The sequence below is a fragment of the Rhodobacter sp. 4.3.4 genome (assembly GCF_058724655.1).
In genome coordinates this window covers 537,025-560,208 of record NZ_CM178967.1, presented here as the reverse complement: position 1 = coordinate 560,208, position 23,184 = coordinate 537,025, and the positions used below count along the sequence as shown (strand labels likewise).

General features: G+C 66.4%; 24 protein-coding genes. 13 read left to right on the top strand and 11 right to left on the bottom strand.

Going from position 1 to position 23,184, the window contains the following annotated elements; translation table 11 throughout:
• Positions 1-60: 60 nt before the first annotated feature.
• Positions 61-714, top strand: coding sequence for a hypothetical protein (locus AC4PTB_RS02790; protein ID WP_492191579.1), 654 nt, complete (start codon positions 61-63; stop codon positions 712-714).
• On the opposite strand, the gene AC4PTB_RS02785 is transcribed toward AC4PTB_RS02790, so the two are convergent.
• Together AC4PTB_RS02785 and ald are read right to left on the bottom strand one after the other, a co-directional pair.
• Positions 705-1,406 (bottom strand): glutathione S-transferase N-terminal domain-containing protein, encoded by a 702-nt coding sequence (locus tag AC4PTB_RS02785; RefSeq protein ID WP_492191578.1) that lies wholly within the window; start codon positions 1,404-1,406, stop codon positions 705-707. The two genes, AC4PTB_RS02790 and AC4PTB_RS02785, sit on opposite strands and share 10 nt — an antisense overlap.
• 98 nt (positions 1,407-1,504) lie before the next feature.
• Positions 1,505-2,623: an alanine dehydrogenase gene (gene ald / locus AC4PTB_RS02780; protein ID WP_492191577.1), complete on the bottom strand. Its 1,119-nt coding sequence runs from the start codon at positions 2,621-2,623 to the stop codon at positions 1,505-1,507.
• A gap of 139 nt (positions 2,624-2,762) precedes the next feature.
• Between ald and AC4PTB_RS02775 the strand changes: the two genes are divergently transcribed.
• The 3 genes from AC4PTB_RS02775 to AC4PTB_RS02765 are packed head-to-tail and all read left to right on the top strand — an operon-like array spanning position 2,763 to position 5,268.
• Positions 2,763-3,221: an Lrp/AsnC family transcriptional regulator gene (locus tag AC4PTB_RS02775; RefSeq protein WP_492191576.1), complete on the top strand. Its 459-nt coding sequence runs from the start codon at positions 2,763-2,765 to the stop codon at positions 3,219-3,221.
• A 54-nt stretch (positions 3,222-3,275) separates the two neighbouring features.
• On the top strand, positions 3,276-3,566 hold the full coding sequence (locus AC4PTB_RS02770) for a hypothetical protein (RefSeq protein ID WP_492191575.1): 291 nt from the start codon (positions 3,276-3,278) through the stop codon (positions 3,564-3,566).
• 37 nt (positions 3,567-3,603) lie between these two features.
• A complete protein-coding gene (locus AC4PTB_RS02765; RefSeq protein ID WP_492191574.1) occupies positions 3,604-5,268 on the top strand; it encodes a methyl-accepting chemotaxis protein in 1,665 nt (554 codons plus the stop codon).
• Positions 5,269-5,355: 87 nt separating this feature from the next.
• On the opposite strand, the gene rpsU is transcribed toward AC4PTB_RS02765, so the two are convergent.
• On the bottom strand, positions 5,356-5,562 hold the full coding sequence (gene rpsU / locus AC4PTB_RS02760; protein ID WP_011748553.1) for a 30S ribosomal protein S21: 207 nt from the start codon (positions 5,560-5,562) through the stop codon (positions 5,356-5,358).
• Positions 5,563-5,667: 105 nt separating this feature from the next.
• On the opposite strand from rpsU, the gene AC4PTB_RS02755 reads away from it, so the two are divergent.
• The gene (locus AC4PTB_RS02755; RefSeq protein WP_492191573.1) at positions 5,668-6,348 is read left to right on the top strand and encodes a COQ9 family protein; all 681 of its coding nucleotides are present in this window, start codon (positions 5,668-5,670) and stop codon (positions 6,346-6,348) included.
• 17 nt (positions 6,349-6,365) lie between these two features.
• Positions 6,366-7,334, top strand: coding sequence for an NAD(P)H-quinone oxidoreductase (locus AC4PTB_RS02750; protein ID WP_492192577.1), 969 nt, complete (start codon positions 6,366-6,368; stop codon positions 7,332-7,334).
• A 78-nt stretch (positions 7,335-7,412) separates the two neighbouring features.
• On the opposite strand, the gene AC4PTB_RS02745 is transcribed toward AC4PTB_RS02750, so the two are convergent.
• Complete coding sequence (locus AC4PTB_RS02745; RefSeq protein WP_492191572.1) at positions 7,413-8,048, bottom strand: ribonuclease T2 family protein; 636 nt, start codon at positions 8,046-8,048, stop codon at positions 7,413-7,415.
• 133 nt (positions 8,049-8,181) lie between these two features.
• On the opposite strand from AC4PTB_RS02745, the gene AC4PTB_RS02740 reads away from it, so the two are divergent.
• Positions 8,182-8,943 carry a DUF1013 domain-containing protein gene (locus AC4PTB_RS02740; RefSeq protein WP_492191571.1) on the top strand — a complete coding sequence of 254 codons (762 nt, stop codon included), beginning with the start codon at positions 8,182-8,184 and terminating at the stop codon, positions 8,941-8,943.
• 170 nt (positions 8,944-9,113) lie between these two features.
• Here the strand turns inward: AC4PTB_RS02740 and AC4PTB_RS02735 are convergent, their stop codons facing one another.
• The 3 genes from AC4PTB_RS02735 to AC4PTB_RS02725 all read right to left on the bottom strand — a co-directional run bounded on the left by AC4PTB_RS02735 (position 9,114) and on the right by AC4PTB_RS02725 (position 11,905).
• The gene (locus tag AC4PTB_RS02735; protein WP_492191570.1) at positions 9,114-10,889 is read right to left on the bottom strand and encodes an acyl-CoA dehydrogenase C-terminal domain-containing protein; all 1,776 of its coding nucleotides are present in this window, start codon (positions 10,887-10,889) and stop codon (positions 9,114-9,116) included.
• 36 nt (positions 10,890-10,925) lie between these two features.
• Positions 10,926-11,309, bottom strand: a complete 384-nt coding sequence (locus AC4PTB_RS02730) for a MerR family transcriptional regulator (protein WP_055211689.1) — start codon at positions 11,307-11,309, stop codon at positions 10,926-10,928.
• A gap of 227 nt (positions 11,310-11,536) precedes the next feature.
• Positions 11,537-11,905, bottom strand: a complete 369-nt coding sequence (locus tag AC4PTB_RS02725) for a MerR family transcriptional regulator (protein WP_492191569.1) — start codon at positions 11,903-11,905, stop codon at positions 11,537-11,539.
• A 122-nt stretch (positions 11,906-12,027) separates the two neighbouring features.
• Between AC4PTB_RS02725 and AC4PTB_RS02720 the strand changes: the two genes are divergently transcribed.
• Genes AC4PTB_RS02720 through AC4PTB_RS02710 form a run of 3 tightly spaced genes read left to right on the top strand, consistent with a single transcriptional unit; the run spans position 12,028 to position 14,290 of the window.
• Positions 12,028-12,465 carry a PaaI family thioesterase gene (locus AC4PTB_RS02720; protein WP_492191568.1) on the top strand — a complete coding sequence of 146 codons (438 nt, stop codon included), beginning with the start codon at positions 12,028-12,030 and terminating at the stop codon, positions 12,463-12,465.
• Complete coding sequence (locus AC4PTB_RS02715) at positions 12,462-12,968, top strand: PaaI family thioesterase (protein ID WP_492191567.1); 507 nt, start codon at positions 12,462-12,464, stop codon at positions 12,966-12,968. Before AC4PTB_RS02720 ends, AC4PTB_RS02715 begins: the two co-directional genes overlap by 4 nt.
• Positions 12,965-14,290, top strand: coding sequence for an MATE family efflux transporter (locus AC4PTB_RS02710; protein WP_492191566.1), 1,326 nt, complete (start codon positions 12,965-12,967; stop codon positions 14,288-14,290). The genes AC4PTB_RS02715 and AC4PTB_RS02710 overlap by 4 nt, the downstream gene beginning before the upstream one ends.
• A gap of 108 nt (positions 14,291-14,398) precedes the next feature.
• Here the strand turns inward: AC4PTB_RS02710 and trpS are convergent, their stop codons facing one another.
• Positions 14,399-15,451 carry a tryptophan--tRNA ligase gene (gene trpS / locus AC4PTB_RS02705; protein WP_492191565.1) on the bottom strand — a complete coding sequence of 351 codons (1,053 nt, stop codon included), beginning with the start codon at positions 15,449-15,451 and terminating at the stop codon, positions 14,399-14,401.
• An 87-nt stretch (positions 15,452-15,538) separates the two neighbouring features.
• Between trpS and AC4PTB_RS02700 the strand changes: the two genes are divergently transcribed.
• Positions 15,539-16,222, top strand: a complete 684-nt coding sequence (locus AC4PTB_RS02700) for a rhomboid family intramembrane serine protease (RefSeq protein ID WP_492191564.1) — start codon at positions 15,539-15,541, stop codon at positions 16,220-16,222.
• On the opposite strand, the gene murJ is transcribed toward AC4PTB_RS02700, so the two are convergent.
• From murJ to AC4PTB_RS02685, 3 genes are all read right to left on the bottom strand, one after another.
• Positions 16,223-17,773 carry a murein biosynthesis integral membrane protein MurJ gene (gene murJ / locus AC4PTB_RS02695; protein WP_492191563.1) on the bottom strand — a complete coding sequence of 517 codons (1,551 nt, stop codon included), beginning with the start codon at positions 17,771-17,773 and terminating at the stop codon, positions 16,223-16,225.
• Positions 17,770-20,532: a [protein-PII] uridylyltransferase gene (locus tag AC4PTB_RS02690; RefSeq protein WP_492191562.1), complete on the bottom strand. Its 2,763-nt coding sequence runs from the start codon at positions 20,530-20,532 to the stop codon at positions 17,770-17,772. Before AC4PTB_RS02690 ends, murJ begins: the two co-directional genes overlap by 4 nt.
• 62 nt (positions 20,533-20,594) lie before the next feature.
• The gene (locus AC4PTB_RS02685; protein ID WP_492191561.1) at positions 20,595-21,770 is read right to left on the bottom strand and encodes a penicillin-binding protein activator; all 1,176 of its coding nucleotides are present in this window, start codon (positions 21,768-21,770) and stop codon (positions 20,595-20,597) included.
• A 93-nt stretch (positions 21,771-21,863) separates the two neighbouring features.
• Here AC4PTB_RS02685 and rsmI point away from each other — a divergent pair, with 93 nt between their 5' ends.
• Both rsmI and AC4PTB_RS02675 read left to right on the top strand, forming a co-directional pair.
• Positions 21,864-22,772 (top strand): 16S rRNA (cytidine(1402)-2'-O)-methyltransferase, encoded by a 909-nt coding sequence (gene rsmI, locus AC4PTB_RS02680; RefSeq protein WP_492191560.1) that lies wholly within the window; start codon positions 21,864-21,866, stop codon positions 22,770-22,772.
• Positions 22,772-23,131, top strand: coding sequence for a YraN family protein (locus AC4PTB_RS02675; protein WP_492191559.1), 360 nt, complete (start codon positions 22,772-22,774; stop codon positions 23,129-23,131). The genes rsmI and AC4PTB_RS02675 overlap by 1 nt, the downstream gene beginning before the upstream one ends.
• Positions 23,132-23,184: the final 53 nt, after the last annotated feature.

The following is a 23,184-nucleotide window of genomic DNA, read 5'->3' as shown; positions in this document are numbered from 1 at the left end:
GTTCACCGCTTGTTCACCTCGTTGTGACAGGGTGCTTGCATCACCAGAAGGGGATGTACCATGCTCCACGATGCTGCCTGGACACTTGCCGAGGATATTTTCGGCGCCGCCCGCCCTGCCCGGGCGCTTTACCCGCTCGAATCGGCGATGGACGATCTTGGCCGCGCCGCCCGTGACATCGCCTTTGCCGAGACCGCCGATGTGATCGCGCTGCACCGGATCACCGTGCTGCGCGACATGATCGAGGCCTGCCGGGCCGAAATCACCCGCAACCAGGATCCGAAAGTGGCGCTGGAACTGGCTGCGGCAATCGAGGGTCTGGGCGCGGAACTGTCGTCCTTCGAGGAAACCCTGCCGCTCGAACGCGCCTTCCGCGCCGATCAGCGCGACCATGCCGTGGCGCGGATCAAAGCGGCGCAGTCGCGGCTGCGCAGCTTTGTCGAGGCCGCCGGGATGCAGCCCGACCTGTTCGACCCGGCCCTGACCCGCGACGAGGCGGTCGAACTGGCCATGGCCGCGCTGGAACGCAGCCCGGCACAGATCATCGCCGCCGCCCGGCGCGAGGCCGAGGCTCGCCAGTCCGGCGCCCCGATCCCGATGCCCGAGGGCTCGCCCTTCCATTTCACCCAGCCCGAAGGCTGGATGGCCTGGCTTGCCGCAAGGATCGCCGAACGGGTTGGCCGCGGCATGACGGACAGCCCGACTCAGGGCTGAGGGCGCGCGGGCACCAGCAGACCGCGCTGCACGGCGGGGCGGTCGAGGAAGCGCTCAAGCCAGGCGGGCACGTGGCGCAGATCCTCCCAGCCGACCAGATCGGTGACCTTGTAATGCACGCTCAGCCCGCGCAACCAGGGGCAGATCGCGATATCGGCGATGGAATAGTCGCCCGCGATCCAGTCGCGCCCCGCCATCACACCGTCAAGCACCCGAAGCAGCCGCGCCACCTCGGCCCGGTAGCGCTCTTTCGGGCGGGGATCCTCGATCTCCTTGCCGGCATAGGCGTGGAAATAGCCCAGCTGCCCGAACATCGGCCCGACACCGCCGATCTGGAACATCAGCCATTGCAGCACCTCGTAGCGCTGCGCCTCGGGCAGGAATTGCCCCGCCTTTTCCGCCAGATAGGTCAGGATCGCCCCGCTTTCGAACAGCGCGAGCGGCTTGCCCCCCGGGCCGTTCGGATCGAGGATCGCCGGGATCTTGTTGTTGGGGTTGAGCGAGAGGAACTCGGGCGTCATCTGATCCTGGCTGTCGAAGCTGACCAGATGCGGCTCGTAGGCCAGCCCGGTCTCCTCGAGCAGGATCGAGACCTTGACGCCATTCGGCGTGGGCAGGGAATAAAGCTGGATCACCTCGGGACGGGTGGCGGGCCAGCGCCGGGTGATCGGGTAAAGCGAAAGATCGGTCATGGGGGCCTCCTGCCGATCAGACTGCCCGAAATCCGCCCGCGCGCAAGGGCCGCCACGCACAGCCCCTGTTCCGACACGCGGCCGGAACAGGGACGATCTTACAGCGTCAGCGCCGTCACCGGGTCGATCGCGGTCAGCCCTTGCGCCGCACCGAGCGGGGCACAGGTGATCTGCCCCGCATGGACATTCAGCCCGGCCAGCAGATGCGGATCATCACCGCAGGCCTGCCGCCAGCCCTTGTTCGCCAGCGCGAGCAGGAAGGGCAGCGTGGCATTGCCCAGCGCCAGCGTCGAGGTCCGGGCCACGGCGCCGGGCATGTTCGCGACGCAATAGTGAAGGATGCCATCGACTTCGTAGATCGGGTCCTGATGCGTCGTGGCATGCGAGGTCTCGAAACAGCCGCCCTGATCGATCGCCACATCGACCAGCACCGCGCCCGGTTTCATCGTCTTCAGCATCGCCCGGCTGACCAGCTTCGGCGCCGCCGCCCCCGGCACCAGCACCGCGCCAATCACCATGTCGGCATCCCGGATCAGCTCCTCCGTGGCGGCGCGGTCGGAATATTGCGTCGTCAGCCGCCCCATGAAGACATCGTCCAGATAGCTCAGCCGCGGGATCGAGCGGTCGAGCACCGTCACATGCGCCCCCATCCCGGTCGCCACCCGCGCGGCGGCCGTGCCAACGACGCCGCCGCCGATGATCACCACATTGGCCGGGCGCACCCCGGGAACGCCCCCCATCAGCACACCGCGCCCGCCATTGGCCTTTTGCAGCGCCCACGCGCCGACCTGCGGCGCCAGCCGCCCGGCCACCTCGGACATCGGCGCCAGAAGCGGCAGCCCGCCCATGCGGTCGGTCACCGTCTCATAGGCGATGCAGGTGGCCCCGGACCGCAGCAGATCCGCGGTCTGCTCGGGATCGGGCGCCAAATGCAGATAGGTGAACAGCACCTGGCCGGGGCGCAGCTGCGCCCGCTCGGCGGCCTGCGGCTCCTTCACCTTCACCACCATCTCGGCCTCGGCCCAGACCACTGCGGCCTGTGCCACGATCTCCGCCCCGGCGGCGACATAATCGGCATCGGAAAAGCCCGCGCCCAGCCCCGCCCCGGTCTCGATCAACACCGCATGTCCCTGCGCCACCGCCTCCTGCGCCGCCGCCGGGGTCATGCCGACCCGGAATTCCTGCGCCTTGATTTCTTTCACGCATCCGATCTTCATGGCGTTCCTCCCTGCCATTTGTGCCTCCACTCTGCGCTTGCCGGGATGAAAAATGCGTTCAAATATGCTTGCAAAACCCCCGTTTCCGCGCGCATATCTTCCACCGTTCCGCGAAACCTTCGAAGAAACTTGCGCGCCCATGACCCTTGACGCCACAGATCGCCGCATCCTGACCGTGTTGCAAAAACAGGGCCGCATTTCGAATGCGGAACTGTCCGAGCGGGTCAACCTCTCGGCCTCGGCCTGTCACCGCCGGGTGCAGCGGCTTGAGGACGAGGGCTACATCCGCGACTATGTCGCGCTGCTCGATGCCCGCCGCCTCGACCGTCCGACCACCGTCTTCGTCGAGATCACGCTTTCGGGTCAGGCCGACGAAGTGCTGGAAGCCTTCGAGCGCGAGGTGAAAAAGATCCCCGACGTGCTCGAATGCCATCTGATGGCGGGCTCGGCCGATTACCTGCTCAAGGTCGTGGCCGAGGATACCGAGGATTTCGCCCGCATCCACCGCTCGAAACTGGCGCGGCTGCCCGGGGTGCAGGGGATGCAAAGCTCCTTCGCGCTGCGTACCGTCTTCAAGACGACGGCGCTGCCGATCTGAACCCGAACATCGGTTGTTAAGGGCTTCCGCCTAAGGTTTGCGGCGGAGGTTCCGATGCGACTCGAATTTCTGGTTCTGGCTCTCTCGATCTCGATCGTCCCGACAGCTGCGATCTTCGATGCCAAGGCATCGGGCGTCGGCCCCTGGGTCATGGTCGTGCCGCCCTGGCGCAGCGCCGATCTGGTCGCGGCGCAGGCGGGCGCCCGCCTGATCGGCCCGACAGAGGCGCCTCTCGGACATATGGTCGCCGCAACGGACCCGGGCGCCGCACGGCGCCTGACAGAGGCGGGGGCATGGGCCGTCGTCGATGCCACCGCCGTGGCGCAATTTTGTGGAGCCTACTGACATGTCGATCCCCACGACCGCGCAGAAGAGAATCCCGATGCGACTGTTTCTGATCGCGACACTTGCCTTTGCCGTGCTCGTCACCGGCGTCGCCGTTCTGGTCGGCACTGCCACCGTCGCAGCCCCGCTGATCGCCTGGATTTTCGTGGCGGTGGCAGGGCTTGGCGCTTTGCGCGGTGACACCGCCAGCGGCCGCGCCCTGGTCGCGCAGGGGCTTGTGGGGCAGGCGATCGCCTTTACCGCCGCGCTCTCCGGGCACCCCTGGCAGCTCGACAGCCATATGATCTTTTTCGCCGTGCTCGCCGGACTGGCGGCAATGGTCGATGTGCGGGTGCTGCTGATCTCGGCCGCGACGATCGCGCTGCATCACCTGGCGCTCAGCGTGCTGCTGCCGGGCCTCGTCTATCCCAGCACGGAGCTTTGGCCAAACATCCTGCGCACCCTGTTCCACGGCGCGGTGGTGGTGGCGGAAACCGCGGTTCTGATCGCCAGCGTGCTCTATCGCCAGAAGATGGAGGCCTCGATCTCCGCGCAGCTCGACAGCCTGCAGCAGATGTCGCTCAGCGCCGAAGCCGCGCAACGCCGCGCCGAAGACGCCGCCGCGCAGGCCGAAACCCGCCGCGGCGAGTCGGAAAAGGTCGCCCGACACGCCGAGGCGCTGCGTGCCGAGGCCGAGGAAACCGCCCGCGCCGCCGCCGAGGCCAATGCCCGCGCGATGGAGGCTTCGGCCCGTCTGACCGACGAACGCACCGCTTATGCCGCGCGGCAGGAGGCGGTCGTCGCCCGCCTGCGCGACGTGCTGCGGGCCTTGTCGAACGGCGATCTGACGGTGCGGCTGGCGCGGATCGAGGGCGGCGATTACGGCTCGCTCAGCGAAGATTTCAACGCCGCCGTGACCCAGCTGGCGCAGGCGATCGGGGTGGCGCTCTCCTGTTCCGAAGAGATCACCGCGCAGATTGCCGATATCACCTCGGCGTCGGAAAACCTGTCCTCCCGCACCGAACGGCAGGCGCATGCCCTGGCCACGACCGCTTCGGCGATGAACGAATTGTCCAGTTCGGTCGGCTCGGCCGCGCAAATGGCGACTGCGGCCGCGCAGGCGGCGCAGGCGGCGGAAAAGATGGCGCGCGACAGCACCCATGTCGTCAACGCTTCGATCCAGGCGATGGGCGAGATCGAACAAAGCTCGCATCAGATCGCCTCGATCACCTCGGTCATCGACGACATCGCCTTCCAGACCAATCTGCTGGCGCTGAACGCCGGGGTGGAGGCCGCGCGGGCGGGCGAGGCAGGGCGCGGTTTTGCCGTCGTCGCCTCGGAGGTGCGCGACCTTGCGCAGCGCTCTTCGGCCTCGGCGCGCGAGATTTCGACGCTGATCCAGTCGTCGGAACGGCAGGTGAAGACCGGGGTGGATCTGGTCAATCAGATGGTGACCACGCTCGACAGCATCGTGTCGGCGGTGGAAAACATCTCGGCCCGGGTGGCCGAAATCGCCCGCTCGGCCGAGGAACAGGCGCGCGCGCTGACCGAGATCAACGGCTCGGTCGAGCAGCTGGACGCGGTGACGCAGCAGAACGTGGCGATGTTCGAGGAGACGACGGCGGCAAGCCGGGTGCTTTCGGGCATGTCGGCGCAGCTGCGCGAGGCGATGGTGCTGTTTCGCACCGACGCGATGGCGGCGCCGCAGCACCGGGCGGCCTGAGCCACCCCCCAAAAACCAGAAACCCCCGTTGGCTGGGCCACGGGGGTTCGCGGTGCGGGCAAGCCCGCCAGCGTTATCAAACGCCTCTTAAAGTGCGCCTTCGCGCTGAGCTTTCTTCCGCGCCAGTTTACGGGCACGGCGAACGGCTTCAGCTTTCTCGCGCGCTTTCTTCACGGACGGCTTTTCGAAATGCTGCTTGAGCTTCATTTCGCGAAAAACCCCCTCGCGCTGAAGTTTTTTCTTCAGGGCACGAAGCGCTTGTTCGACGTTGTTGTCGCGAACGCTGACCTGCATGTGGTGTCACCACCTTCCTAAGTTTGAGTTGCATCAGTTTGCAGGAAGCGGCCATATAGCAAAGGTCCGGACATTTGTCCACCGCTGCCGCGCAAGGGAAAAGCAATGAAAAACGATCATTTGGAGGCATCGCGCCTGCGGGCCGAGCTGCTCGAGGCGATCACCCCGCATGTGCCTTTCGACGGCTGGTCCGATCCGGCCTTTGCCGCGGCACTGACCGATATCGGCGCCGATCCGACGCTGGCGCGTCTGGTCTGCCCGCGCGGCGCCATCGATCTGGCCGCCGACTATCACCGCGCTGCCGACCGGGCTTTGGCCGAGGCGCTGAAATCCCAGGAGTTTCAGGGCTTGCGGTTCCGCGACAAGGTGGCGGCCGCGGTGAAGCTGCGCATCGGTCTGGTCGATGCCGAGCTTGTCCGCCGCGCCAGCGCCGCCTTCGCCCTGCCGCAGAACATGGCACTGGGCGGACGGCTTGTCTGGGAAACCGCCGATACGATCTGGCTTGGCCTGGGCGACGAAAGCCGCGATTACAACTGGTATTCCAAGCGCCTGACGCTTTCGGGCGTGTTCTCGGCGACGGTGCTGTTCTGGATCGGCGACGAAAGCCCCGGGCAGGCCGATACCTGGGCCTTCCTCGATCACCGGATCGAGAACGTGATGCAGTTCGAAAAGCTCAAGGGCGGGCTTTTGCGCCTGCCCGGTCTGCGCGGTGTCCTGGATACGATTCGCGCGCCCGAGCCGAGGATTGCGCCGGGCAGCCTGTCGGCCCGGGGAGAGATGCTTTGAAAGCCCTGCCGCAGTCGATGCGCTGCATCGAGATCACCGCCCCCGGCGGCCCCGAGATGCTGAAACTGGCCAGCCGCGCCGTGCCGGTGCCGGGTCCGGGCGAGATCCTGATCGAGATCGCCTTTGCCGGGGTGAACCGCCCCGATGCGCTGCAACGCGCGGGCGCCTACAAGGCCCCTCCGGGCGCCTCGGATCTGCCCGGGCTTGAATGTGCGGGCCATGTCGCGGCGCTTGGCCCCGGGGTCTCGGGCTGGGCGGTCGGCGATCCGGTCTGCGCGCTGCTGCCGGGCGGCGGCTATGCCGATTATGCCACCTGCCCCGCCGCCCATGCCCTGCCCGTCCCCGCGGGGATCAGCCTGCGCGACGCCGCCTGCCTGCCCGAGACCTGTTTCACCGTCTGGTCGACCGTGGTGATGCGTGGCGGCCTGACCGCGGGCGAGCGCTTCCTTGTGCATGGCGGCTCCTCCGGCATCGGCACGACGGCGATCCAGATCGCCCGCGCGCTTGGCGCCCGGGTCTGGGCGACTGCGGGCAGCGCCGAAAAATGCGCCGCCTGCGAAAGCCTTGGCGCCACCGCGATCAACTACCGCGAGGCCGATTTCGCCGAGATCCTGCGCGCCGAAGGCGGGGCGGACCTCATCCTCGACATGGTGGGGGGCAGCTATATCGCCCGCAATATCAAGGCGCTGGCCGATGATGGGCGGCTGGTCTTCATCGCCTTCCTTGAAGGCCCGAAAGCCGAGATCAACTTCGCCCAGGTGATGCTGCGCCGCCTGACCCTCACCGGGGCGACGCTGCGCCCGCAGTCTGACACCGCCAAGGCCGAGATCGCAAGGCAGCTGCGCGCCCATGTCTGGCCGATGGTCGAGACGGGAAAGCTGCAGGTGGTGCATGACAGCAGCTTCGCGCTGGAGGAGGCCGCAAGCGCCCATGCGCGGATGGAATCGAGCGCCCATATCGGCAAGATCGTGCTGCGCCTGTCCTGAGAACGCCCCCTGAAAGGGCGTATTTGCACCAAGAAAACCCTGTGGCTTTTCCTGGTTCAAATACGCCCTTTCGCCCGCTTATCGCACGCGCTCCATCAGCGCATCGGGCTTGCGGCAATCGCGCAGCACATCCGCCCCGCAGGGCCGCGGCCGCAGATCCTTCGTCAGACAGATCCGCACTTCGTCGATCCGCTCGCCCGCGCAGGTCACCGTCACCATCTCGCGCGAAAGCCCAGGATTGGCCGCAAGAAACGCCGTCTCCACAGCGGCGCCCGACAGCCGCATATCTTGTGCAAGCTCCTGAAACGGAACGGGAATGGCGATGCTCTCATAGGCCTGCCGCGCCGTCGCGAAATACTGCGCCGCGGCAAGGCCGGAACAGCGGCCGTGTTTCTTCCATTGATGCCAGGCCGCGCCATCCGAGCCCATGATGTCCGCCATCGCCGCCGTTTGCGCCCGCGAAGGATCGCGCGAAGCGCTGCGACAATAGCTCGGCCAGCCCGCCTCGAACTGCGGCCAAAGCCCGTGCAGAACGAAACTGGCACCGCTGCCCGGATCGCATTGGTGGGCGTCCCGGTCCCGGCCCTCGGTTGCGCACCAGCCGGGCGACCAGCTCAGCGCCAGGAGGTAATAGTCGAACCGCCCCGCCCGCTCGTCTTCGGCAAAGGCGCCCGACGCAAGCAGAACTGCGGCACAAATCGCGAAAAGCCTCATTTTCTCTTTCCTCCGCAGCCATTCGGCCCTATATAAACCAGCAATTCCCCACCAGAAATGGACCGCGGCCGGGGGGAACCGGGCCGCAGCCGGTTTCTCGGCCCGGGAGAGATATGTGTAGAGGATCGCTCCGATGACGAACAAGCCCCTGATGGCGAAGGCCACCGCCGTTTGGCTCGTGGACAATACGACCCTGACCTTCAAACAGATCGCCGATTTCTGCGGCATGCATGAACTTGAGGTGCAGGGGATTGCCGATGGCGATGTGGCGGTTGGCGTCAAGGGCTTCGATCCGGTCGGCTCGAACCAGCTTGACCCGCGCGAGATCGAGAAGGGCGAGAAAGACCCGCTTTACAAGCTGCGGCTGAAATTCAACGCTGCCGCCGTGGGCGAGGACAAGCGTCGCGGCCCGCGCTACACGCCGCTCTCGAAACGCCAGGACCGGCCGAATGCGATCCTCTGGCTGGTCAAGTTCCACCCGGAACTCGCCGATGCGCAGATCGCCCGTCTGGTCGGCACGACGAAACCGACGATCGCCTCGATCCGCGAGCGCACGCATTGGAACATCGGCTCGATGACCGCCATTGACCCGGTGGCGCTGGGCCTGTGCCGTCAGTCGGAACTCGACAGCGAAGTGCAGAAGGCTGCGAAGAAACGCGCCGCCGAGGGCGTGATGAGCGATGACGAGCGCCGCAAACTGGTCTCGACCGAGCAGAGCCTCGGCATGACCACCGAACCGCGCCTGCCGGGCAGCGGCATCGAGGGCTTCGGCCTCGATGCGCAAACGGAAGAGGCGGAGGATCCGAAAGACTTCTCGGATGCCGACAGCTTCTTCAACCTGCCGCATGGCGACGACGACGAGGACGAAGACGACAGCCACGATCCGCGCCGCTGATCGCTCCGACGCGAAAAACCAAGGGCCCCTCCGGCGACGGACGGGCCCTTTTTCAATCCTGAATCGGCAACCGCGCGTGTTTCATCTTGCCGCAAATATCCCGGGGGTCCGGGGGCGGAGCCCCCGGCGGGTCGCCCCGGGCGCAAGCCCGGGGCGAAATCCTGCGCCGCTCAGAACTGATCGGCCGGGAGCCCCATCACCACTTCGGACCCGCTTTCGATCCGCGCCAGATGCACCCCGCAGGCGGGCAGCTGCCGCGCCATGTAATAGCGCCCGGTGGTGATCTTCGCCTCGTAGAAGGCCCGGTCGGAAGCCCCGCCGTCCAGCGCCGCATGCGCCGCCGCCGCCATCCGCGTCCACATCAGGCCCAGACAGACATGCCCCATCAGATGCATGAAGTCATAGCTGCCCGAGAGCGCCGCATCCGGGTTCTTCGCGGCGTTTTGCATGAAGAACATCCCCGCCGCCTGCATCTGTTTCGACGCCACCTTCAGCGCATCGGTGAAAGGCTTCATCCGCACGTCACCGTCATGCGCCTTGCACTCGGCCTTGACCATCTCGAAGAAGCCCATCAGCGGCTTGCCGCCTTCGGCCGCCAGCTTGCGCCCGACAAGGTCCAGCGCCTGCACGCCATTCGCGCCCTCGTAGATCATCGCGATCCGGGCATCGCGGACGAACTGGCTCATGCCCTGTTCCTCGATATAGCCATGCCCGCCCCAGACCTGCTGCGCCTGAACGCAGGACTCGAAGCCCTTGTCGGTCAGGAAGCCCTTGATCACCGGCGTCATCAGCGAGATCAGCCCCTCGGCCTCGCGGTCCTGCAACCCATGCGCGCGGTCGATCAGCGTCGCCCCCCAGAAAGTGAAAGCCCGCGCCCCCTCGAGGAAGCTTTTCTGATCCATCAGCGCGCGGCGGATGTCGGGATGCACGATCAGCGGATCGGCCGGACCGGCAGGATTGGCCACCCCGGTCACGGCCCGGCCCTGCAGCCGGTCCTTAGCATAGGCGAGCGCCGCCTGATAGGCGGCTTCAGCCACCGCATAGCCCTGCAGACCCACGCCCAGCCGCGCCTCGTTCATCATCGTGAACATCGCGCGCATGCCCTTGTGCAGATCGCCCAAGAGATAGCCCGTGGCACCGTCATAATTCATCACGCAGGTCGACGAGCCGTGAATGCCCATCTTGTGCTCGACCTTGCCGACGCTCACCGCATTGCGCGCACCCAAAGACCCATCGGCATTCACCAGGAATTTCGGCACGATGAAGAGCGAAATCCCCTTCGTCCCTTCGCCGCCGCCGGGCGCTTTCGCCAGCACCAGATGGATGATGTTCTCGGCCAGATCGTGATCGCCCGCCGAGATGAAGATCTTCGTGCCGGTGATCTTGTAGCTGCCGTCCGGCTGCGGCTCGGCCCTGGTGCGCAGCAAACCCAGATCGGTGCCGCAATGCGGCTCGGTCAGGTTCATCGTGCCGGTCCAGTCGCAGGCCACCATCTTCGGCAGATAGGTCGCCTTCTGCGCCTCGGTGCCATGCGCCTCGATCGCCGAGACCGCGCCATGCGTCAGGCCCTGATACATGTTGAAGGCCATGTTGGCGGAGACGAACATCTCGCCCACGGCGCAGTTGATCACATAGGGCATGCCCTGCCCGCCGTACTCGGGGTTGCAATCAAGCGCGGTCCAGCCGCCCTCCTTCATCGCGGCGAACGCCTTGTCAAAGCCCGCAGGCGTGCGCACGGCGCCGTTTTCGAGCCGACAGCCCTGAGTGTCGCCCACCGCATTCAGCGGCGCCAGCACCTCGGAAGCGACCTTGCCCGCCGCATCCAGCACGGCCTCGGTGAAATCGCGTTCCAGCTCGGCATAGCCGGGCACATCCTGCCCGGAGATCTTCAGAAGCTCGTGCAGCACGAACTGCATGTCGCGGGTGTTTGCGGTATAAGTCGGCATGGTCCTCTCCCTTGTCGGTTTGGCCGGGGGCGGGGATCACTCGGCCATGCCGGCAAACCTCTCCTCGCCCCAGGCGATCTGCGCCGCCAACTCCCCGATCGCCAGATCCAGTTCGTCGCGCTGACGCTCCATCTCCCGCAGCCTTTGACGCGCCAGTTTCAGCGTCTCGGCCATCTGCGTCTTCTGCTGGTCCCCCATGTCATAAAGGTCCAGCAGCTGACGAATATCCTCCAGGCTGAAGCCGAAGCGCTTGCCGCGCAGGATCAGTTTCAGCCGCGCCCGGTCGCGCCGGGTGAACAGCCGCTTCTGCCCCTCGCGCAGCGGAAACAGCAGCTCCTTCGCCTCGTAGAACCGCAAGGTGCGGGGCGTCACCTCGAACGCATCGCACATCTCGCGGATCGTCATCATGTCGTCACTCATCCTGCCGCCCCCTTTGTCCCTTTGCGTAACGTAAGGCGGCAGATCGAGCTTGCACCACCACATTACAAGTTTGCTTGACGCTTGCGTCACTGTAACGTCGCGTCACGGTTACGTTGACGTAATGTCAGACCGAACAGCCCGGAAAAATGCAAAACCCGGTCCCCGCCAAGGGCGGGAAAAGCGCGCACACGGATGAAAAAGGCCCCGCGCGGGGGCCGATTCGAGGCTCAGTCGGTCAGGATGCGGGCCACATCGTCGCGCAGCGCCCGCAGGTCGGTGACCGCGGCCTGCAGCTCCTCCAGCTGCTTGCCCAGCACGCCCAGCTGCCGGTCGGCCAGCGCGATCCAGGCGCGGTTCTGCGCCTCGGTGCCCTGATGGTCATAGATCAGAAGCCACTGCCGGAGTTCTTCCAGGCTGAAGCCGAACCGCCGCCCGCGCAGGATCAGCGTCATCCGCGCCACTTCGCGCGGGCCGTAATAGCGCGCCCGCCCCTCCTTTTGTGGCGAAAGCAGTTCGATATACTCGTAATAGCGCAACGTCCGCGGCGTGACATCGAAACGCGCGCACATTTCCTTGAAGCTCAGCACGTCTGCCATGTCTTGCTCCCCCTCCGCGGCGAAGCTAACGCGCGGTTGACGCAGCATCAACCTCTCTTGCGCGGCCTGTGACTTGCCTTGATCGCAACGTCACGGCATCGTGGAAAAAAACCGGAGGGCACATGGACGAGGCAAAGCTGAAACAGGCGCGGCAATTCATCGAGGCGATCCCGCATGCCCACGCCCTGGGGATGCGGCTTGACGCGATCGGCGGCGGCGCGGCGGAACTCTCGATGGACTGGCGCGAGGATCTGGTGGGCGATCCGCGCACCGGGGTCATTCACGGCGGCGCGGTTTCGGCACTGCTCGACACCTGCTGCGGCGCCGCGGTGATGAGCCACCCCGAGGCGCCCGCAGGCACCGCCACCATCGATCTGCGCATCGATTACATGCGCGCCGCGACGCCGCGCCAGCGCATCACCGCCCGGGCCGAGGTCTATCACATCACCCGCACCGTGGCGTTCTTGCGCGCGACGGCGCATGACGAGGAAGCGGGCCTGCCCGTCGCCTCGGCCACCGGCGCCTTTACCGTCGAACGTCCGAAAGGGGGCGCGCAATGAGCCGTCCGAAACCCGAACCCGTGCATCTGGTCAAGGGCCGCCGCGATGCCGCCCTGCGCGCGCTCGTCTCGGGCGTGCCCTATATCCGCTTTCTCGGCATCGAATTCGACCGCCGCGGCGACGAGCTGACGGCGGTCCTGCCCTATGCCGACAAGCTGATCGGCAACCCGTTCATTCCGGCCCTTCACGGCGGGGTGACGGCGGCCTTTCTTGAGGTGTCGGCGATCATGGAACTGTCCTGGACGCTGCTTTGGGAAGACATGGAGGCGGGGCGGATCGATCTTGCCGCCCCCGATCCGGCCCTGCCACGACTGCCGAAAACAATCGACTTTACCGTGGATTACCTGCGCTCCGGCCTGCCGCGCGACGCCTATGCGCGGGCGCGGGTGAACCGCTCCGGGCGGCGCTATGCCAGCGTGCATGTCGAGGCCTGGCAAGACAACCGCACGAAGCTCTTCGCCCAGGCAACCGGGCATTTCCTGATGCCGGACCGGGAGGAATGACCCAGGTCACCCACGGCCGGGTGCTGCGCATCGCCGCCCCGATCGTGATTTCGAATGCGACCGTGCCGCTTCTGGGCGCGGTCGATACGGCGGTGGTGGGCCAGATCGGCCAGGCCGCGCCGATCGGCGCCGTCGGCCTTGGCGCGGTGGTGCTGGCCTCGGTCTACTGGATCTTCGGCTTCCTGCGCATGGGCACCACCGGCCTTGTCGCCCAGGCGAAGGGCGAGGGCGACCGCCTCGAGGTCTCGGCCGGGCTGATCCGCGCCGCCGGGATCGGGCTGGCCGCGGGGCTTTGCCTGATCGCGCTGCAGGCACCGTTGCTTTGGGCCGCCTTCCAGATCGCCCCCGCCTCGGCCGAAGTCGAGACTTTGGCGCAGGACTATCTGGCGATCCGGATCTGGGGGGCGCCTGCAACGATCTCGCTTTATGCCTTCACCGGCTGGCTGATCGCGCTGGAACGCACCCGGGCCGTGATGGTGCTGCAACTCGTGATGAACGGGCTGAATGTCGGGCTGGATCTGTGGTTCGTGCTTGGCCTTGGCTGGGGGGTGAAGGGGGTGGCGGCGGCTACATTGATCGCGGAACTCTCGGGGCTGGTGCTGGCGCTCTGGCTGGCCCGCGCTGCGCTGGTGCCGGGGCTGAGCCGGGCGGTGATCCTCGCCGCCGCGCCCCTGAAACAGATGGCGCGGGTCAATACCGACATCATGATCCGCTCGGTGATCCTGCAGGGCAGCTTCACTGCCTTCCTGTTTCTGGGCGCGGCGCAGGGCGATGTGAAGCTCGCCGCCAATCAGGTGCTGCTGCAGTTTCTGCAAATCACCGCTTACGCGCTCGACGGTTTCGCCTTTGCCGCGGAAACTCTGGTCGGACAGGCGGTCGGCGCCCGCGCCCCCCGCAGCCTGCGCCGCGCTGCCGTGGTCGCGTCGCACTGGGGTCTGGCCGGCGCGGCGCTGCTGTCCATCGCGTTCCTGAGCTTCGGCGGCGCGATCATCGACATGATGACCACCGCCCCCGAGGTGCGCGACACCGCCCGCGCCTATCTGCCCTGGATCGGGCTGGCGCCGCTTCTGGGCATTGCCGCCTGGATGTTCGACGGCATCTTCATCGGCGCGACCCTGACGCGCGAGATGCGCAACGCGATGCTCGTCTCGGTCATCCTCTACATCGCCGCGCTTTGTGTCCTGATCCCGGCCTTCGGCAATCACGGGCTCTGGGCGGCACTGATGGTGCTGAACCTTTCCCGCGGCGTGACCATGGCGCGGCTTTACCCCCGGGCTGAGGCAAAAGCCGCACCGGCGCAGGGGGGCGCTGCCCCCCTCTGAGCTGCGCTCATTCACCCCCCGGGATATTTGGGGCAAGATGAAACACAGCCCTTTCATCTTGCCCCAAATATCCCGGGGGTGCGGGGGCAGAGCCCCCGCCTTGGCCGCTTATCGCGAGCGGATCATCCCCATGATCTCGAGCGTCTTTTGCAGGATCGGCTGGGCGATCGCATCGGCCTTTTCCGCGCCTTGCCCCAGGATCCGGTCGATCTCGGCCGGGTCGTTCATCAGCCGGCTCATCTCGGTCGAGATCGGTTCGAGCTTCGACACCGCCAGATCGGCGAGCGCCGGTTTGAACACCCCAAAGCCCTGCCCGGCATATTCGGCCACCACCTCGGCCGGGGTCTTGTCGGCCAGCGCGGCATAGATGTTCACCAGGTTGCGCGCCTCGGCCCGGCCCTCAAGACCTTCAAGGCTCTCGGGCAGCGGCTCGGGATCGGTCACCGCCTTGCGGAACTTCTTCGCGATCGTGTCGGCGTCGTCGGTCAGGTTGATCCGGCTGGCATCGGACGGGTCGGATTTCGACATCTTCTTCGACCCGTCGCGCAGGCTCATCACCCGGGTCGCCACACCCTCGATCAGCGGCAAGGGCGCCGGGAAGAAGTCAACGCCGTAATCATGGTTGAACTTGGCCGCGATGTCCCGGGTCAGCTCCACATGCTGCTTTTGATCCTCGCCCACCGGCACCATCGTCGCGTGATAAAGCAGGATGTCGGCCGCCATCAGCGACGGATAGGCGAACAGCCCCAGCGACTGCTTTTCGGCGTTCTTGCCTGCCTTGTCCTTCCACTGCGTCATGCGGTTCATCCAGCCCATCCGCGCGACACAGTTCAGAAGCCAGCCCAGTTCCGCATGGCCCGAGACCTGGCTTTGGTTGAACAGCACCGAGCGCGCCGGGTCGATGCCCGAGGCGATGAAGGCCGCCGCCGCCTCGCGGGTCTGTTTCTTCAGCGCCTCGGGGTCTTGCCAGACGGTGATCGCATGCAGATCGACCAGGCAATAGATCGTCTCGATGCCCTCATTCTGCTTTTCGGCAAAGCGCTTGAGCGCGCCCAGATAATTGCCCAGCGTCAGGTTGCCCGAGGGCTGGATGCCGGAAAAGATCCGCGGCGTGAACTTGGCGTTGATCTCTTCGGGGGTAGGTTGCGACTGTTCGGACATCTCGGGCGCTCCGGGCTGGAAATTCGGATGCCTTGCGCTTATCGCTAAAGGGCGCGGGGCGTCAATGACACCCCCAAAGGAGGGACAATGCACCACGGCCATGACGAGCAACCGCTGAACCCGCTTCCCACCGTGGTCTGGCTGTTGGCGGCGCCGATCATCGTGACCGAAATCCTGTTCGCGCTGGGGGGCACCGGAGCTTTGGGGCCGCAGGCGATGGGCTGGCGGCTGGCGATCCTGGGCCAGCTGGGCTTCGATCCCGCAGGCTTTCGCCAGATGGCCGAGATCGGGCTCTGGTCGGTGCCGGATCTGGCGCGGCTCGTCAGCTATGCCTTTGTCCATCTGAGCCTGACCCATGCCGCGATGGTGGTGGTCTTCATTCTGGCGATCGGCAAATTCGTCGGCGAGGTGTTTCCTGGCTGGGCCGTCGCGGCGGTGTTTCTGGGATCGACCGTGACCGGCGCGCTGGTCTATGCGCTGATGCCCTTCACCCAGATGATGCTGATTGGCGGCTATCCGGGCGCCTACGGGCTGATCGGCGCCTTCACCTGGGTCCTGTGGATGCGGCTTGGCCCCGGCAACCCGGTGCGGATGCGGGCGTTTTCGCTGATCGGGATGCTGGCGGGGATTCAGCTCCTCTTTGGGGCGCTGTTCGGCATCGGGCCGGACTGGATCGCGGAATTTTCCGGCTTCGGCGCCGGGTTCCTGATCAGCTTCTTCGTCGCCCCGGGCGGCTGGCGGCATCTGCTGCACAAGCTGCGCAAGCGCTGATCAGCCGCGGCGGCGGCGCAGCATCCCCTTCAACTCGCCAAAACCATAGGCGCCGATCGCCGCGCCCAGCGCGAAGTAAAGCGCGATGCCCGAACCGCAGAGAAGGCCCAGCGCCCCCCAGCGCGCCCCGCCCGGCTGTGCCAGCTGCGGGGCGAGCCAGTCGGCGGTGACCCAAAGCTGCACGCCCATCACGCCCGAAATCAGCGCGATCCGCCACAGCCTGCGCCAGAACCTTGCATCCGGGCGGGCGGCATCGCCCATCTTGCGCGCCCCCCACCAGAGCTGGCCGACCATCACCCAGCCCGAAACCGTGGTGGCCAGAGCGGCGGCGACAAAGCCCATCACCGGCATCATGCCGATGGCGAAAGCCGCGTTCACCCCCATCGAGACGAGCGCGAAACGGAACGGGCTGCGGCTGTCCTCGCGCGCATAGTAAAGCGGTTGCAAGACCTTGTGCAGCACGAAGGCGGGCAGGCCAAGGCCATAGGCGGCCAGCGCAAGGGCCGTCGCCGTGGTGTCCTCGGGGGCCCAGGCGCCGCGGTCATACAGCACCGAAATGAGCGGGGTGGAAATCACCACCAGCGCCACCGCCGCGGGCAGGGTCAGGAAGATCGCGAATTCGGCGCCGCGGGAAAAGCTGTTGCGGGCCTGATCATGTTCCCCCGCGCGCAGATGGCGCGAGAGCACCGGCAGAAGCACCGTGCCGATGGCGATGCCGACGACCCCCAAGGGCAGCTGATAAAGCCGGTCGGCATAGGAGAGCCAGGCCACCGCGCCCTCGGTGAAGGACGCGACCTGCCGCCCGACGATCAGGTTCACCTGCACCACGCCGCCCGCCAGAACCGCGGGGCCCGCGATGATCAGAAGCCGTTTCAGATCGGGCGAAAACCGCGGGATGCCCGGCAGCAGCGTGTAGCCCAGCCGATGCGCCGAGATCCAGGTGAGGGCGAATTGCGCGACGCCGGTGATCGGCACCGTCCAGGCCAGCGTCAGCCCCATGTCCCAGCCCGCATAATCCGCCAAAGCCATCGCCAGGATGAAGATGAGGTTCATCAGCACCGGCACCAGCGAGGCCTCGGTGAAGCGGCCGAAGGCGTTGAGAACGCCCGACATAAGCGCCACCAGCGAGATGAAGAGGATGTAGGAAAAGCCGATCTGGCCATAAAGCACCGCCAGATCGAAGCGCGCATCGCCCGCAAAGCCCGAGGCCATCGCCCAGACCAGCCAGGGCATCGCCAGCGTGCCAAGAAGGGTGAAGAGCAGCAAAACCGCCGTCAGCCCCTTGAAGGCGTCCTTCGCGAAGCCCAAAGCATCCTCGCCGCCCTCCAGCTTTTTCGCGAACATCGGCACGAAGGCCATGTTGAAGGCGCCCTCGGCAAAGAAGCGGCGGAACATGTTGGGCAGGGAAAAGGCGACCAGAAAGGCCTCGGCCACCGGGCCGGAGCCGAGATAGGCCGCCATCATCATGTCGCGGACAAAGCCCAGCAGCCGCGACCCGAAGGTCCAGCCGCCCACGGTCAGAAATCCGCGGACCAGTCGAATGGGTTTCATGCCTGCCCTGCCCGTTCCGCGCCGCGGATGATCGCATCGCGCAGCCGTTTTTCCAGCGATTCCTGCCGCTGCCCCGAATGCAGCTTCAGCCCGAACATGTCCTTGACATAGAAGGTGTCGACCACCTGCGCCCCATAGGTCGCGATCACCGCGCTGGCGATATAGATGTTCGACGAGGCCAGCGCGCGGGTCAGATCGTAAAGCAGCCCGGGCCGGTCGCGGGTGTCGACCTCGACGATCGTGTAGATGTCGGAGCCCTCGTTGTCGAAGGTGATATGGGTCGGGAAGCGGAATTCGCGTTCGCGTTTCTTGATCTTGTCGCGATCCTTCAGCGCGTCACGGGCCACCACCTCGCCCTTCAGCGTCTTTTCGATCATGCCGCGCAGACGCGGCAGTTTCGCGGCCTCGTAGGGATGGCCCTCGCTGTCCTGGACCCAGAAGACGGCGGTCGCATAGCCGTCCTTCGAGGTATAGGTGCGGGCATCGACGACATTCGCGCCCACCAGCGCCAGCGCCCCCGCCAGTCGCGAAAAGATCCCCGGGTGATCGGACAGCGCAAAGGCCGCCCGGGTGGCATCGTGATCCAGATCGGGGTCAAGATCGATGCGGATCTCGTCATCGCCAAGGCCGCGCAGCATCTCGGCGAAGATCGCATGGGTGCCGGTGGTCAGCCCCTGCCAATAGGGGTCGTAATGCCGGGCCAGTTCGGCGCGGATCTCGCGCGGGTCCCAGCCCGAAAGCGCCTCGCGCAGTGCCTTTTTCGCCGCATCCGAGCGCTGCTCGCGGTTCACCGCCTCCAGCCCGTGTTCCAGCGCCCGGGTGGTGTCGGAATAAAGCCGGCGCAGCAACGTCGCCTTCCAGTTGTTCCAGACATTCGGGCCGACGCCGCGGATGTCGCAGACGGTCAGCACGGTCAAAAGATCCAGCCGCCTGCAGGTCTTCACCTGTTTGGCGAAATCGCGGATCGTGCGCGGGTCGGACAGGTCGCGTTTCTGCGCCACATCCGACATCAGCAGATGGTGGCGGATCAGCCATTCGACCGTCTCGCAATCCTCGGGCGAAAGCCCCAGCCGCGGCGCCACCTTGCGGGCGATCTGCGCGCCGAGGATCGAGTGATCCTCGGGTCGGCCCTTGCCGATGTCATGCAAAAGCAGCGCCACATAAAGCACGCGCCGGTTCACCCCCTCGTCGAGGATATGCGACGACAGCGGCAATTCCTCGTTCAACTCGCGCCGCTCGATCTGCGCGAGCGTCGAGATGCACTGGATCGTATGCTCGTCCACCGTGTAGCTGTGATACATGTTGAACTGCATCATCGCCACGATCGGCTCGAATTCGGGGATATAGGCGGCCAGCAGACCCAGCTCGTTCATCCGCCGCAGCACCCGTTCCGGGTTGCCATGCTTGAGCAGCAGGTCGAGGAAGATATGCGCGGCCTCGCGGCTCTCGCGCAGCTGGTCGTCGATCCGGTCCAGATTGGCCGCAATGAGCCGCATCGCATCGGGATGCAGCAGCATGTTGGTGCGCAGGGCTTCCTCGAAGATGCGCAGGAAGTTCAGCGGATCGGCCAGAAAGGCCCGGGTGTCGGCGACGTTGACGCGGGAAATATCGTCGAAGAACGGCGCTTTCAGCGGTTTCTTGCGCCGGAACAGCCGCTTGAGCACCGGCGCCGGTTTCGCATGCTGCGCCTCGAGCACGGTGAGGAAGATCCGCGTCAGCTCGCCCACCCGGGTCGCATGGCGGAAATAATGCTGCATGAAGACCTCGACGCCGCGACGGCCCGCGGCATCGGCAAAGCCCATGCGCCGCGCCACCTCGACCTGCGCGTCGAAAGACAGCTGATCCGAGGCGCGTTTGGCGATCAGATGCAGATGGCAGCGCACCGCCCAGAGGAAATCCTCGGCCTCCTGAAAGACCGCATATTCCTCGGCGGTGAAGACCCCCAGCCCGACCAGATCGGCGGTGTCATTGACCCCGTGCAGATATTTCGCGATCCAGTAGAGCGTCTGCAGATCGCGCAGGCCGCCCTTGCCCTCCTTGACGTTCGGTTCCAGCACATAGCGCTGCCCGCCCTGACGGCGGTGACGTTCCGACCGCTCGGCCAGTTTCGCCTCGATGAATTCAGGGCCGGTGCCCTTGAACAGATCGTTGCGCAGGGTCTGGTTCAGCCGCTCGGCCAGCGCCGCATCGCCGTCAAGATAGCGGTTTTCCAAAAGCGCGGTGCGGATGGTGATGTCTTCGCGGCCAAGGCGGATGCAGTCCTCGACCGTGCGCGAGGAATGGCCGACCTTCAGCTTCAGATCCCACAGCATGTAAAGCATGCTCTCGATCACGCTTTCCGCCCAGGGGGTGATCTTCCAGGGCGTCAGGAACAGCAGGTCGACATCGGAAAAGGGCGCCATCTCGGCGCGGCCATAGCCGCCGACGGCAAGAACCGAGAGCCCCTCGGCGGCGGTCGGCGCCTGCAGCGGATGCAGCCGGGTGGTGGCGACGTGAAAGACCGCCCGGACCAGACCGTCGGTCATCGCGGCATAGGCGGCGACGGTCTCTCCGGCCTTGCGCGGATGGGTGCCGAAATCGGCGATGATGCGCGGCAGGGCGGCCTCGCGCTCGGCCAGAAGGAAGCGGACCGTCTCGGCGCGGATGTTGCGGGCATCGGCGTCGCGCAGGCTGGCATCGAGCCGCGCGGTCAGGGCGGGGAGATCGAAAAGCAGCGGCGCCCCGGCGGGGGCCGCTGCGGGATCGGCACGGTCGGTCACGGCGGGCTCATGGTCCTTGGGGCCTTTCGGCGGCGGGTGTCGGCGACGGGGAACGGCCGGGATCAGAACCCGGCCATGCCGAAGGAGCGGGGCGCGGCGTCGATCACCACGGCCTGGCCGTTGCGGATTTCGGCGACGGCAAGGCCGCGCTCGTTGCTGCCATCGGGGCGCAGCCGGAAGATGCCGTTGACGCCGACAAAGCCCGAGGGCTGGGTCAGCGCGGCGCGGCCCAGCGCATCGGGACGGCCCGATTTCACCAGCGCACCGATCGCGGCGATGCCGTCATAGGCAAGCCCGGCGATCGGATGCGGCGCGGTGCCGAAGGCGGTCTCGTAGCGTTCCTTGAAGCGGCTGTTCAGGTTCGGATCGGGCATCGCGAACCAGCCGCCCTGCAGCCCGGGCAGCGCCAGCGTCGCCGAGGGAATGTCCCAGCGCGTCAGGCCGATGAACTTGACCTGACCGGGGTTGACGCCGTTTTCGGGCAGCATCTGCGCCAGCAGCGGCAGCGCGCCCGCGGTATCGGCGGTCAGGAAGATCGCATCGACGCCGCCCGATTTGACCCGGCCCGAGATCGTCGGCATCGCCTCGATGATGCCCTGCTGCGAGAACGGATAGGAGGCGATACCCGCCACCGCCGCGCCCGAGCGCGCGACGGCCGATTGCACCGCGCCCGCGCCGATCGTGCCCGCCGGGGTCTGGTCATGCACGATCAGGATGTTGCGCTTGCCCTGGGCGCTGGCGAATTGCGCCAGCCGGTTCGCGGTATTGGGGAAGGTCGGCCCGAGCACGAAGACGTTGCCGCCCGCGATATCGGTGTTGTTGGAGAACGAAAGCACGCTGACGCCACGGCTGGCGACGGCCAGACCCGCGGCATTGGCGGATTCGGCAAAGACCGGACCAAGGATGATCTTCGCGCCCTCGTCGACGGCCTTCGTCGCCATCGCCGCCGCCTGCTCGGGTCCGGCGCCGGTGTTGTAGACGCGCAGGTCGATCTTCACGCCATTGAGATCGGAAATCGCCAGCTGCGCCGCCTGCTTGAGCGAGGCGGCAAGGGTCTCGTCGCCGGTATTGCCAGAGCCCGCAGGCACCAGAAGCGCCACCGGAACGGCGGTCCCGGTCTCGACGCCGGGTCCGCTGCCGGTGCCGGGACCCGGCTGGCAGGCCGCGACAAGCAGGGCCGCGACCAGGGTGACGCAGATCAGCAGGGGGTTGCGGGGGGTGCGCAAAGCAGCGAACATGACAGCGGCCTCCGTTGCGGCGGGGGAAATTGGGCGAACCGTAAGCGTTTCGCCGCGTGAAGTAAACTTGACTCGGAAACGGTAGGCGGATCGATGACAGAGCCTGACGACGACTTCGGCCCGCCGGTGACACCGCTCGAGGAATACGGGCCCGCAGGCCGCAAGCCCGCGCCGGGGCTGCATTTCGTCTCGACCCCGATCGGCGCGGCGCGGGACATCACCCTGCGCGGGCTCGACATCCTGCGCGAGGCCGAGGTGCTGGCGGCCGAAGACACGCGGACCCTGCGTCATCTGATGGATATTCACGGCATCCCGCTGGGCGGTCGGCCGCTCGTCGCCTATCACGATCACAACGGCGAAGCGGTGCGGCCCCGTCTGCTCGCCGCGCTGGCCGAGGGCAAGGCGGTGGCCTACGCTTCCGAAGCCGGGACGCCGCTGGTGGCGGATCCGGGCTTTCAGCTCGGCCGCGCCGCGATCGCCGCGGGTCATCGCGTTTTTGCCGCCCCCGGACCTTCGGCGGTGCTGGCCGCACTGACCGTTTCCGGCCTGCCGTCGGATCGGTTCCTGTTCGCGGGGTTCCCGCCCAATACCGCCCAGGCGCGGCGGAAATGGCTGTCGGAATTCGCACAGGTGCCCGCAACGCTGGTTTTTTACGAATTGCCCAAGCGCGTTAGGGAAATGTTAACCGATCTGGCCTCAGAATTGGGGGCTGATCGGGAGGCGGTGCTGTGCCGCGAACTGACCAAGCGATTCGAGGAGATCCGGCGCGGAACCCTGTCGGATCTGGCGGCAAGCTGCGCCGATACGCCGATCAAGGGCGAGATCGTCGTTCTTGTTGATCGCTCCCGGGCGCCGCGATTTGGCCCCGAAGATGTCGAAGCCGCGCTGCGGGATCGTCTGCAGCGCCTGAGCGTGAAGGACGCGGCGGCGGAAGTGGCCGAGATGCTGGGTCTGCCCCGGCGCGAGGTCTATCAGCGCGCGTTGGCGATGGAGAGGGACTGATGGGCGGGGCATTGGCCTATCATGCGGGACTTGCGGCCGAACATCAGGTGGCAGCCCACTATCAACGCGGCGGCGGCCGGATCGCGGCGCAGCGCTGGCGTGGCCGCTATGGTGGCGAGATCGACCTGATCGCCCGCGAAAGGGACAAGGTCATCTTCATCGAGGTGAAGAAAGCCGACACCCATGCCCGGGCGGTCGAGCGCATCAGCCGCAAGCAGCTGGAGCGGATCTGTCTTTCAGCCGAAGAATTTGTTGCAACCCGGGCTGATTGCGCCAATCTCGACATGCGTTTCGACGTTGCCTTGGTCGATGCGGCCGGGCGGATCGAAATCCTGCAAAACGCCTACATGTTCAACTAGCGAGATTGCATCGCGGCGGTCCGCAAGGCATCAAGGAGGCAACGAAAGGGGGC